Raw genomic sequence first — 13,080 nt, forward strand, 5'->3', positions numbered from 1 at the left:
GGAAGAGAATATACTGCCCAGCTGCTATATTCAGCAGTTTTTACAAATACTTAAGCAGAACTACAAAACTTTATAATTTAAGTTCTTGAATCAGCTGTTTAAATTCTAATCCTAACTTAGGGTGTGCAACACCATAGTGTAGTACAGCTTTCAAATAACCGAGCTTACTTCCACAGTCAAAAGTTTGGCCTTGCATCCGATAGGCTTCAACGGTATCTGTTTCTTGAAGCATCGCAATTGCATCAGTTAACTGAATTTCATTGCCCGCGCCTTTCGGAGTATTTTCTAAAAGCTGCATAATCTTAGCAGGTAAAATATAACGTCCTACGACAGATAAATTAGAAGGTGCAGAACCTATAGCAGGTTTTTCGATAATTCCCTGCATAGCAATACTTTCACCCTCATTCGGGCTCTGCTTTACATCAACAATTCCATACTGATCTACAAGATGATCTAGTACTGCTTCAACCATGATTTGAGCAGCTTGACTTGACTCATAGCGTGAAATCATACGCGATAAATCATTTTTCCCTGAGTTGTCTTGCACCAATACATCTGGCAATAACACAGCAAAGTCATCTTGCCCAACAATACTTTTTGCACATAAAACCGCATGTCCTAAACCTAAAGGCTGAGGTTGTCTTACACTTACCACACTTACATGAGATGGAATAATCTGCGTAATTTCTTCAAGTAAATCGAACTTTTTCTTTTGCTTTAGAGTCGTTTCTAGTTCAAAGTTTCGATCAAAATAATTTTCAATTGATGCCTTAGATGAATGAGTTACCAAAATAATTTGTTCAATACCAGCCTCTACAGCTTCACGCACTACATATTCAATTGCAGGACGATCAACTACCGTGACCATTTCTTTGGGAATTGACTTACTTGCTGGTAAAAAACGTGTACCTAATCCAGCTACCGGTAAAACTGCCTTTTTAATCATGTGAATATTTACTTATAGACTTGCTTTATCTTCATCGCGCGCTGAACCAGAAAAACGACTCGCACCTACCAATTGATCTGGCGCATTAATGCCTTCTTTTTTCAACATAACTAAAACTGTTCTCGCCATAATCTTAAAATCTAGAGATAGATTATGTGTTTCAACATATTCTATATCAAGCTCAAATTTTTCTTCCCAACTTAAGTTATTTCTTCCACTGATCTGAGCAAGGCCTGTCATTCCCGGTTTAACGTCATGACGACGCATTTGTCGAGAGGTGTAATGTTCTAAAAAATCAGCTAACTGAGGTCGGGGACCAACAATACTCATATCACCTTTTAAAACATTAATGAGCTGCGGCATTTCATCTAGAGTTGTAGAACGCAACTTATGCCCAAATGGGGTAATTCTCTCTTCATCTGGTAATGGATTACCTTCAGAATCGAACGCATCTTTCATAGAACGGAATTTAATCATTTTAAATAATTTTCCGTCTTTCCCCGGTCTTTCTTGATAAAAGAGAACTGGAGAACCTAAATTTTTACGAACCTTATATGCTACCCAAAAAAAGATTGGGGACAAAATGATTAATGCGGTTAAGGAAATTACGATGTCAACTATCCGTTTCATCATGTATTCACTCTTATTTTCAATTGATTTACAAAGAAAACTAAAAAATATGCTTTATTTAGCATTTGTCTCTCTCAAGACGATTTATGCAGAGCATACTATCATAGATTGGATGACGTAACTTTTACCCTGCTATAAATCGTACTTCAATATTACTTATTTGTTATCTAAAAAATCATCCATCTACCTTGCTAAATAACTATAACTTTTTGACTTTCAAAAATAAATAAAATATTGATATTTAAAATATTTTGAAACACTTCATCTCTTCAGTATCGACTACAAAATTATAGTTTTCATGTTTTAGATTTTAGTTCTGCATCAATTTCAAAACAAAAATAAACATTTCTCTTGAGAAGTAAGAGCCAAAGTTAATCTATGAATTTAGAAAAACTAAAAAAACTCTATATATAGTATTAGAAAAATTTATATAGCCCTATGAAAAATCATAAGTTTTATTCTGATTTCCCAGCTTTAAAATATAGAGCTAAAAATATTAAAGGAATGTAAGCAATGATTAAAGCAAATAATGGAGATATACTTTTATTTAATACAAAAAATGCACAAGGCATCAGCCAGACAAAATTAATTAATAAAATTGCTAAAGACACTACTGTATGACTAGAAAAATATCTAGCAGCATATTGATAAGCATGACTTCGGTGTGCCTGATAAATTTTTTCACCTCGGAAGATACGTCTCACGAGTGTAAATGTAGCATCTACAATAAAAATTCCTAAACAGATAATCCAAGCCAGAAATAAATTAAAATCTATTTTTAATGCATATAAAGCAAGAACTGCGAATAAAAATCCTAAAAAACTACTGCCTACATCTCCCATAAAAATTTTTGCTTTTGGAAAATTCCAAAATAGAAAACCACTCACTATAGAAGCTATTGCAAGTAATATAAAATTATTAGAACCATACCAGCCATATATCAAAGCTAAATTTATTCCTACAGATATTGCTTCAATACTCGCAATGCCATTAATGCCATCCATAAAATTATATAAATTTAACATCCAGACAAGAAATAAGACGGCCAAAATATTGGTAAAAAAGCCTAAACTTAAGCCATTAAAAACAGCAACTTGACTAAGATCACTCAAATTAAACACTATAAAAATTGCAGCAATAAAATGAATAGTTAAACGAAGCATAGAGTTGATATGAGTATGGTCATCACAAAAACCGAGAATAGCAATACATAAACACCCTCCACCTATGACGAAGAACTCATTAAAACTTATCAATTGATTTATAAAACAATAGAACAAAGCTAATATGAAAGTTAAGACAATTGCTAAACCACCACCACGCGGTGTTGGTGCAACATGTGAGCTTCTAAAATTAGGTAAATCAATAATATTTTTTTTTAAGGCATATCTGCGAACGCAATAAGTCAAAGTAAAAGAAAGAAGAAAAAAAAGAATGAGAGGGATCACAACATTCATACTAGCCTTAATTTTTTAAACATTAAATTTAAGCAGTCATCAACACTATAAGGTGCTTTCCAACCCAATAGTTCTACATTCTTTGATGTATCAACCACTAATGACGAACAAAGCCGTGAGGCAATAGCATCTTTATTAAAAAGTTTAGCTACATAGTTAATCAGTACTTTAGGTACAGGTAAGGCGATAAGCTTTTTACCTTGAACTTTAGCTAGCTTCATAAATAATTCTTTAACTGTTATATCATCTTGATCACTTATCAAAAAAATTTGATTTTTTGCTAAAGGATGTAATAAACAAATATGGATAAAATCAATTAAATTATAAATACTTACCATACTTCTTTGATTATCAAGACAGCCAACAGGTAAAGGAATTCCTTTTGCAGCCAGATTTACCATACTCTTAAAGTTTGCCTTAACATTTGGCCCATAAATTAATACGGGACGAATAATAACTACATCCATTTTAACGTTTTGAGCCAAATTTAATAAAGCTTGCTCAGCTTCAAATTTTGATAATCCATAAGGATCTTGAGGATTTGAAATACTTTCATTTGGTGTAAATGGCTTATTGGCAGTTACTTCACCATTTACCTTTATACTACTCATAAAGATAAAACGTTTCACGCCAGCTTTAGCAGCTTTTTTTGCTAAATTAAGTGTACCTTCTACATTTATCTGTCTATAAATGGAAAGTGGCTCACTCTCTACTTCTTTCATAATATGAGCACGTCCAGCACAATGCACGACAACATCTACTGAACTTAAATCAAGATTTGTTAGATCATCATTCAAATCAAAAATGATAGTCTCAATGGACGTACTTAAATTTTGTGTTTTTTTCCGAATTTGAGCAAGAACACTATATTCGGGAATTGTCGAAAAATATTCACATAAATGTGAACCCACAAAACCATTACTTCCTGTAATTAATATCTTCATTTTTAAAGTACAGTCTTAAGAAAGCTTTCTAATAATTTTTAGAATTTTATCCATTGCTACTCTTTCTGAATAAAATTCATTGAGTATTTTTCTTGACGAATTAAACGAATATTGATGTTTTTCTAACACAATTTTATCAAGTTGTTTGGCCAACAAATCTTCATTATTAGGTGGAACCACCCAACCAATATGGTGTGTATTAATCATATCTGCAACTTCTGATTCACTATCCATAATCGCGAGCAGAGGTTTATCAGCCGCCATAGAAAAATAGGATTTACTTGGAACACCTAAACCTAACATCCCATCAGCCAATGTAATTAATGCAACATCACACGCATTTAAACCCGTCGTTTTTTCTTTCTGATCTAAAGATCCATAGTAAAGAATATTTTGAGAACCTAAAGACTGAATTTGCTCTTTAAGACGAGCCACGTATGCACCATCACCAATAAAAATGAATTTTGCCAAATGTGCATATTCCATTTTCTGAATCGCATGCAGAATATTTTCTACACCTTGAACACGGCCAATATTTCCGAAGAATTGAAAAATCGTAGTTTCACTATCAAGCCAATTCAATTCTTTTAAAATTCGGTTATCAGTTTTAAGTTCTGTACCAATATCCGAAGAATCAATCCAGTTCTGCACTACAGTAATATTGTTATTTTGATTCGTTTTTTGATGCACTAATTCTTTCATGTCTTTGCCAATAACAATAACCTCATCAGCACTTGCATAAATCCTATCAAATAAACTTTTTAATATTTTAAATAGAAAATGATCATTTTTTAAAATTTTAGCCGCTGCCAAATTCTCTGGAAAAACATCATGAACTAACAATATCCATTTAAAATTTAGAAACTTTTTAATAATGAATAAAACAAAAAGGAGCAAAATAGGAGTCGTACCTGTAAAAACAATACTATCCTTTTTCACTACTCTCAGAGTTTTAGTTAAGAAACTAAAAGCAATAACTAACTCATATAAAAATCTTTTAAACAAACTCGCTTTATTAGGCTTTTTAGCTTTAATAAAATGTGCATTTGCATGTTGAGGACAATTCGTATCCTCTTTTGCAATAAGAACAAGGTCTATATCACTTTGTATATTCAACGTGTCATACAATTTTCCTAACAAGTAACCTGTCGTATTTTGATATGGGTGATAATATTCTGTGATTAAATAGACCTTCTTCTTCACTGCTTAAACCTCAATACTTTTTCCAAATCACTCGATTTACATAATCTGTGTAACTCATAATGATACGCACAACTTTTTCACTTACATTTGGCATGCTGTAGTCTTCAACTAAACGTAAAAGACGATTTTCGCCTCTAGACTGCCCTTCTAAAATTGCCAAACCTTGTAAAATGCGTTCCGCTTTTAAACCCACCATCATTACAGCAGCTTCTTCCATTCCTTCTGGACGCTCGTGCGCTTGACGTAAGTTAAGTGCAGGGAAATTCAAGATTGATGATTCTTCATTAATCGTTCCACTATCAGACAATGCCGCTTTTGCTGAAAGCTGTAACTTATTGTAGTCGCTAAAACCCAATGGTTTTAATAATTGAATTAAAGGATGAAATTCAACATTTAACTCTTCAATACGCTTACGGGTACGAGGATGTGTCGATACAATCACAGGGTACTGATATTGCTCTGCAACTGCATTTAACATTCCAACCAAATCTAAGAAGTTCTGATCTGAGTTAATATTTTCTTCACGGTGAGCACTCACAATAAAGTATTCATGCTCTTTTAAATTTAAACGTTCAAGGACATCAGAAGCTTCTATTTTTGCTTTGTAATGATGAAGTACCTCAAACATTGGACTACCCGTTTTGATTACTAAGTCAGCTGGTAAGCCTTCTGCCAATAAATAATCGCGGGCAATCGTACTGTAAGTTAAATTAATATCAGCCGTATGATCGACAATTCGGCGGTTAATTTCTTCAGGAACTCGCATATCAAAACAACGGTTTCCAGCTTCCATGTGGAAAGTTGGAATCTTGCGGCGTTTTGCAGGTAGGACTGCCATACAGCTGTTAGTATCACCTAAAACAAGTAAAGCTTCAGGTTGCACTTCATCTAAAATTTTATCAACTGCAATAATTACATTACCAATCGTTTCTGCACCTGTCGCACCCGCTGCATTTAAGAAATGGTCAGGTTTACGAATTCCCAAATCAGTAAAGAAAATTTCATTCAATTCATAATCATAGTTTTGACCTGTATGAACAATAACATGATCAAAATACTCATCACACGCAGCCATTACACGAGATAAACGAATAATTTCTGGACGTGTGCCCACCACTGTCATTAACTTTAATTTTTTCACAAATCTATACTCTTAATTTGTTATTGGCATCGCATAAGTATCTGGCTTATCACGATCAAAAATTTCATTTGCCCATAGCATTACTACCATCTCATCTTCACCGATGTTAGTAATATCATGTGTCCAACCCGGTACGGTTTCTACAATTCGCGGTTCATCGCCTTGTGTTTCAAGCTCATAAAATTCACCTGTCACAACATGCTTAAACTTAAATAGTGCCTTACCCTTAATAACAAGGAACTTTTCAGTTTTTGTATGGTGATAATGACCACCACGGGTAATTCCTGGATGAGCAGTAAAGTAAGAAAACTGTCCTGCATCTGGGGTTTTCAGCATTTCAACAAATACGCCGCGAGCATCACCATATTTTGGAACACTGTAATCGAATTGCTCAGGCTTTAAAAAGCTTAAATAAGTTGAATAAAGTGCACGAGTTAGCCCAGTTCCCACCCGATCTGTGATAAGCGTATCTCGAGATGCTTTAAAGCCATTTAAAACTTTGGCTAAGTCGCCTACGGTAATTTGATATTCAGGTTCAACTTGAAAAAATTGTTCAACCTGTTGCCCATTGATAATATTCCAGAATGTCTCAACTACATCATCAACATAAACAAGACGAATCACAGCATTTTCATCATGAATTTGTAGCGGCAAATCATTTGCAACATTATGGCAAAAAGTTGCAACTGCAGAGTTATAGTTCGGACGTGACCATTTACCAAAAACGTTGGCTAAACGACAAATATAGACTGGATTATCTTGTGCTTGGTTGAGAGCTACCAATGCCTGCTCTCCACCTAACTTACTTTTACCATAAGGATTATCACGTTCGACCTGAATAGAAGACGATAAGATAATCGGAGTTTTCTTATTCGCTTGCTGCAAAATTTGACAGATCTTTTCTGTTAAAGTGGTATTACCTTCCGCAAATTCACTTTCATTTAAAGGGCGATTTACACCCGCTAAATGTACAATCCAGTCTGAAGCTAGAACCGATTGCTCTAACTCTTGATCTGTTGTTTCACGATGAGCTTTTAAAATCTCAACTTCAGGTTTCTCTGATAAAAACTGAATAAAGTTTTTTGCAATAAAACCATTAGAACCGGTAACTAAAACTTTCATGCTTACGCCTCTGGTGAAATGTATTCGCCTCTTGTTAATGCGCGAACAAAATCTAGTTTAAGCAATAATTGTTTCATACCTTCTACATCTAGACGAGTAGTGTTATGGGAGTTGTAATCTTCAAACTCAGTAATTTTTAAATCACCATCTTCTACATACTTTTCATAGTTTAAGTCGCGTTGGTCTGCTGGTACGCGGAAATAATCACCTTGATCAAAAGCATGCACCATTTCTTCGCGGCTTAATAAAGCTTCGAAAGCTTTTTCACCATGACGGGTACCCATAATAGAAATAGGATGATCTTCAACGTTTAGTAACTGTTTTAATGCTTCAGCTAATACTGAAATTGTAGCTGCAGGAGCTTTTTGTACAAAAATATCTCCGTTTTCACCATGCTCGAAAGCATAGAGAACTAAGTCTACCGCATCTTCTAAAGTCATCATAAAACGAGTCATATTCGGATCGGTAATAGTAAGAGGTTTACCCTGACGAATTTGATCAACAAATAAAGGAATTACCGAACCGCGTGATGCCATTACGTTACCATAACGAGTACCACAAATAACCGTATCTAAACCCTCTAGATTACGTGACTTTGCGACCATAACTTTTTCCATCATGGCTTTAGAAATACCCATTGCATTAATTGGGTAAACTGCTTTATCTGTGCTTAAACACACTACACGTTTAACATGGTTTTGAATGGCTGCTTCAAGTACATTTTCCGTACCCAATACATTGGTCTTTACAGCTTCTAGCGGATGAAACTCACAAGATGGAACTTGCTTTAAAGCTGCTGCATGGTAAATATAATCAACACCACGAGTAGCATTCAAAATACTATTATAGTCGCGTACATCACCTATATAAAATTTTAGCTTTGCTGAATGATATTTCTTACGCATATCATCTTGCTTTTTTTCGTCGCGACTAAAAATACGGATTTCTTTAATATCTGTTTCTAAAAAGCGTTTTAAAACAGCATTACCAAAAGATCCTGTACCACCAGTGATTAATAAAACTTTATCTTTAAACATATTTGTCCTCTCTCATAATTTTAGAAAATTCTTTGCTAATAGTATTTGCTGCATCATTCCAACTCTGAGGTAACATTTTAGCCTCTTGATATCCTTGCTGGATTAACTGCTGATATAAACTTGGATCATTGTATAAGGTAATTATTGCATCTTTCCATGCTTGTGGTGACTTATGGTCATTCACATAATATGCAGCCTCTTTACATAAATCTTTAGCGTATGCAAGATTAGATGTAATCTGCGGAATCCCCCAAAACATTGCTTCAATATGAGATGAGCTCAATGATTCAATTAAACTTGGCATAACCGCAATCTTCGAAGACTTATATAAAGATTCTAGATCTTTGGGCTGAACCCAACCTAGACAAATTAAAATTCCTTTACGATGTAACTCTGTCGTCAAGTCAAAATCGATATTTAAACATTGCTCATATGTTAGAGTAACAATTAATTTCAAATTAGGTATTTCATTATTAAATAAGTTTAAAGCTTTTAATAATAATAAATGTCTTTTATAGGGATAGTCGGTTGCAACATAAATAATATTAAAATCATGTGGATTTATTTTTTCGCAGATAGGATTTTTATCATTAGATAAATTATTACTAATACCTACTGATTTTTTCGCAATGACAGTTTTGGTATTATGAAAATTCTTTTTAACTAATTTTTCCATAAATGGTGTTTGCAATAGGGTTAAATTAGTATATCGCATACTAATTCTAAAAAAGAACCTTAAAAGATTAACTCTAAAAGAACCACTAGGATGAATTCCTAATAACTTAGAATCACAAACTTGGAAAGCATTATTTAAAGATAATACATGGCATGCCGATGTATTAACATATGGACCAACATTCATTGACCAAATAATATCAGCAGAATATTTTTCTACTATTTTTTTTAATTTAAAAGTAAAAAATAATAGCCTACTAATTTCACCTGGTAAGTTACTCTCTACTATATATTCATAAGTAAGATTATTATAAGGTGTTTCAATTTCACTAAGCATAGATGTTTTATTACAAACAATTACAAAATTCCAATTAGGATTTTGTAATATTATTGCTTCCAACATATGCTTAATATTAATTAAAGCTCCACCTGATCCTTTATAATACTGAAATACTATATTCATTTTCACTTTAATCTTCTGAAAAACTCTAATAATTGATTACTATAAACTTTATTACTAAGTTTTAGATCAATTGTTTTCTGGCATTGCTGTTGCATATATTTATATTGATTGTTTTTTAAAACATCATCTAGAAATTTTACAACATCAGTAATATCGTTAACAATACACGCATTTTCTCCGTGTTGAGCATACAAAGTAATATCACCAATAGGATTACAAATTACTGGCGTTGCCATAGACCAACTCTCAACTAACTTGGTAGGAAAACCAGCGTGGGCATAACGTTTATCGTCTCGAAACAACACTGAAAAATGAGATTTACTATATAAATCAATTACTTTATCTCTTGATAGCCGACCATGACAATTTATATATGTTTGAACTCTATCAAAGTTCTCACTTCCAAGAAGATCTCTCATTTGAGAGAATGTTACGCCTGCTATATTAAATAAAATCGGACAATTTAATTGTTGATGTAATGTTGGAAGATAGTTAATAAAATCAATGATATTATCCTTTTTTCCAAGATTACCAGCGTATATAAAGTTAATACCCTGGTCTATTGATGGCTTTTCAGCAACCAATTGACAATCCAATACAATTGGCAAAATTATTTGATTTATATCAGGCCTATAACTTTTCTTGGAATAATAATTATTTAAATAATGACTAATTGAAATAATATTAGAAATCTTAGGATATACATAATGCATACGTATAAAATTTTCAATTGCCGGAAGACCGAATCTACCCATAGGTAAATGACTACTATCATACCATTCTGTAGAATCTAAAATTAATTTGATATTATACTTTTTACACAAAGATATAAGCTGTAACGTAAATAAAGCTGGTGGATTATAAACTACTACAATTTCAATAGCATCCTTCTTAAGATAATTTTCAATCCAATTTAATGTTCTCTCACCTTTATATATAAAAGATCCAAATTTCTCCAATAGAGTAGTTGAATTATTATCCAATTCAGCTTGTGGAAAACATTTAATAGAGTTATGCAAATAAAATTGATTATCTATTAAAGATTTATTTTTTTGCTCCCATCCACAAACCAATATTTCATCATAATAAGGCTTAAGAATATTAATCATATTATTAAGCCTTAAAGAAGCTGCATCCCCATCAGGAAATCGAAATGCCCCAGTAAATAAAATTTTAGCCATGATTTGTTCCTTTATAGAACTTCTAAAATTGAGAGAAAAATATAAAATATCCTACTAAATATACCCCGAACCAAAATTAACAATATTAATTAAAAATTCAATAGATTTCATAGAGAAATATAATAAAATTAAAATCAATAAAGGATCAAGCGGTTTTTTATGATAAATAAATGCACCTATAAAAACAAAAAAAGCAAAGATAGCTACTCGTTCTACATCTAATACAAATGAAGCAGCTATTAAAGGAATTCCACATAATAGAACTTTAAAATCTTTACTATATAAATAACTTAAAACAATAAAGAAAATTGTTTTTATAATACTCCCTAAAGACCCCCCCTCTCCACTATATGCTTCAACTTTATGAGAAATATGCTCACTAAGAAAAAAGAGAAAAATTCCACCTATAACTAGCATCGAAATAATAATAGCAATTTTTAACCATAACTTTTTTAATTTTCTAACTTCAATTAAAAATACATAAAATGACAAGAAAAAAGACTGTATATGACCAACTATAGCTAGAAAATAATATAAAACTTTATATTTTGAAGTAGCAAGCAAATATAAAAGTACAAATATTACACCAAATTTAAGTCTTTCAGCAGCAAATAACAAAACTATAGAATAATAATTAGTTAATAATAAGATGCTTAAAATATTCCTAGTAAAGCTTACTTTATAATATTTAAAAATATTTGCACACAAAAGATAGGCAAATACAGCATTCGAAAAAATAATAAATATATTTCTATCAACTCCTAACTTATTCATAGCCCATACAAGTCCAAAATATAATGGCTCTTGGGTTCCTAATTTGGAGCTATAACACTCAAAAGAGTCAACACTCGGATAAAAACAATTATCATAAAAATCAATATAAAATTGTTGATCTCCATATATATAAAGAGGAACAAAATAACAAGAAATAATTAAGATTAAAAATGCATACAATAAAGAATACATTTTTCCCTTTTGCACCTTCACCATATAAACACCTGATTTAAAAATAACATATTTCAAATTTCATCCAAAATTCATTTAATAATATTTTGATTTTTTATTTCTTTTAAAACAAAAAATAAAATACCTAAAATTAATAAAAGACTATAAATAAAATATATAATAGTATAACTTTTAAGAATTTCAAACACGTCAGATACACCTATTTTCTCTCGAAAATAAAGAATTAAAGCCACGATTGTTATAAAAAAAACATCTATTATTAATTGATATTTTTGAAGATGTTTATATCTTATTACAACTCTAACATATATAGTTCCCATAAATATTAAAGCTAAAGTTATAGTATAAAAGCCGAAATCAGCGACTAGATTCCATGTGGGAGTTTTTATTAAAAAATTAATTATATACTGACCACACCATCCTAGAAAAGGAGCAATAGCTATTATAAAACTACCTAATGCCGTTGCTTTTAAAGTTAATGACTTTACTTCTAAACTATTAATTTTAGTAATATGAAAATATAAAGCATTAGCACAGGATGTAGATATTAAAATTATTGGAGGCCAAACAAGGCGAGATATAAAACTATATTGCCCTATATAATTATTATTTCCATTAAATATATAAGAGAATATAACTATAGGTCCATAAAAAATAAATACTGACGTTAGCTCTAATATTGAGCCGTATAAGCTAAATGCTCTATATTTCGTAAATATATTTTTTATGGGAACTTTAAATAAAGAATGCAAACTAAAACTTGGTAAATCAATACTTTTTTTAATAAAATAATGTAACAATCCACTATATATTATTTCACCTAGTAATAAACCATAAATTAATCCATTTATAGCAGTGTTTAAAGACATTACAGCTTGAGATAGAACTATTACAATAGCTCGGATCACATAACTAGTCGATAATCTAGTGAAATTCCCTGAGTAAACAATTAAACTACGTAATGTATTAGTTACAGCAGTAATACTTGCTAAAAAAACTGCTAAGATTGAAAAGTAATCAATATTAAATAGACCATATAATATTAATAAAAAAGTTGTAACAGCAAAAATACACTTAAAGTTTAAAACTATTAAATCATTTAATGAAAATTGATTTTTTTCAAAAGGAATTGCTACATATAGTTGAAGACTAATAAAAACTGTAAGAGCTGTACTATAAGCCTGTATCGTACCAAAAACACCAAATTGATCAGGTGTATATAAAAAAGCAGAAAGTGGAAGGAACGCAAATTGTATTAATTGTGCAGCTCCATTCCCTAGTAGAATTTTTTTTATATTATTAAATAACGACACAA

The 13,080-nt window shown here is 31.5% G+C and carries 12 protein-coding genes; all 12 read right to left on the reverse strand.

The window, feature by feature from the left end:
- Positions 1–70 precede the first annotated feature (70 nt).
- The 12 genes from galU to F968_RS18480 all read right to left on the reverse strand — a co-directional run bounded on the left by galU (position 71) and on the right by F968_RS18480 (position 13,078).
- On the reverse strand, positions 71–946 hold the full coding sequence (galU, locus tag F968_RS18425; RefSeq protein ID WP_004795443.1) for a UTP--glucose-1-phosphate uridylyltransferase GalU: 876 nt from the start codon (positions 944–946) through the stop codon (positions 71–73).
- 12 nt (positions 947–958) lie between these two features.
- Positions 959–1,579 carry a sugar transferase gene (locus F968_RS18430; RefSeq protein WP_004795444.1) on the reverse strand — a complete coding sequence of 207 codons (621 nt, stop codon included), beginning with the start codon at positions 1,577–1,579 and terminating at the stop codon, positions 959–961.
- A gap of 452 nt (positions 1,580–2,031) precedes the next feature.
- Positions 2,032–3,033 carry an MraY family glycosyltransferase gene (locus tag F968_RS18435; RefSeq protein WP_004795445.1) on the reverse strand — a complete coding sequence of 334 codons (1,002 nt, stop codon included), beginning with the start codon at positions 3,031–3,033 and terminating at the stop codon, positions 2,032–2,034.
- Positions 3,030–3,977 carry an NAD-dependent epimerase/dehydratase family protein gene (locus F968_RS18440; RefSeq protein ID WP_004795447.1) on the reverse strand — a complete coding sequence of 316 codons (948 nt, stop codon included), beginning with the start codon at positions 3,975–3,977 and terminating at the stop codon, positions 3,030–3,032. Before F968_RS18440 ends, F968_RS18435 begins: the two co-directional genes overlap by 4 nt.
- 15 nt (positions 3,978–3,992) lie before the next feature.
- Positions 3,993–5,180, reverse strand: a complete 1,188-nt coding sequence (locus tag F968_RS18445) for a glycosyltransferase family 4 protein (RefSeq protein ID WP_004795449.1) — start codon at positions 5,178–5,180, stop codon at positions 3,993–3,995.
- A gap of 10 nt (positions 5,181–5,190) precedes the next feature.
- A complete protein-coding gene (gene wecB, locus F968_RS18450) occupies positions 5,191–6,321 on the reverse strand; it encodes a non-hydrolyzing UDP-N-acetylglucosamine 2-epimerase (RefSeq protein WP_004795451.1) in 1,131 nt (376 codons plus the stop codon).
- A gap of 12 nt (positions 6,322–6,333) precedes the next feature.
- Positions 6,334–7,443 (reverse strand): UDP-2-acetamido-2,6-beta-L-arabino-hexul-4-ose reductase, encoded by a 1,110-nt coding sequence (gene wbjC, locus F968_RS18455; RefSeq protein ID WP_004795453.1) that lies wholly within the window; start codon positions 7,441–7,443, stop codon positions 6,334–6,336.
- 2 nt (positions 7,444–7,445) lie between these two features.
- A complete protein-coding gene (locus F968_RS18460; RefSeq protein WP_004795455.1) occupies positions 7,446–8,480 on the reverse strand; it encodes a polysaccharide biosynthesis protein in 1,035 nt (344 codons plus the stop codon).
- The gene (locus tag F968_RS18465; RefSeq protein ID WP_004795457.1) at positions 8,473–9,618 is read right to left on the reverse strand and encodes a glycosyltransferase; all 1,146 of its coding nucleotides are present in this window, start codon (positions 9,616–9,618) and stop codon (positions 8,473–8,475) included. The genes F968_RS18460 and F968_RS18465 overlap by 8 nt, the downstream gene beginning before the upstream one ends.
- Positions 9,619–9,620: 2 nt before the next feature.
- Positions 9,621–10,799, reverse strand: a complete 1,179-nt coding sequence (locus F968_RS18470) for a glycosyltransferase (protein ID WP_004795459.1) — start codon at positions 10,797–10,799, stop codon at positions 9,621–9,623.
- Positions 10,800–10,853: 54 nt separating this feature from the next.
- Positions 10,854–11,789 carry a hypothetical protein gene (locus F968_RS18475; RefSeq protein WP_004795461.1) on the reverse strand — a complete coding sequence of 312 codons (936 nt, stop codon included), beginning with the start codon at positions 11,787–11,789 and terminating at the stop codon, positions 10,854–10,856.
- A gap of 47 nt (positions 11,790–11,836) precedes the next feature.
- Positions 11,837–13,078, reverse strand: coding sequence for a hypothetical protein (locus F968_RS18480; protein WP_004795463.1), 1,242 nt, complete (start codon positions 13,076–13,078; stop codon positions 11,837–11,839).
- Positions 13,079–13,080: the final 2 nt, after the last annotated feature.

It is taken from the genome of Acinetobacter sp. NIPH 817 (assembly GCF_000368405.1).
GTDB lineage: Bacteria > Pseudomonadota > Gammaproteobacteria > Pseudomonadales > Moraxellaceae > Acinetobacter.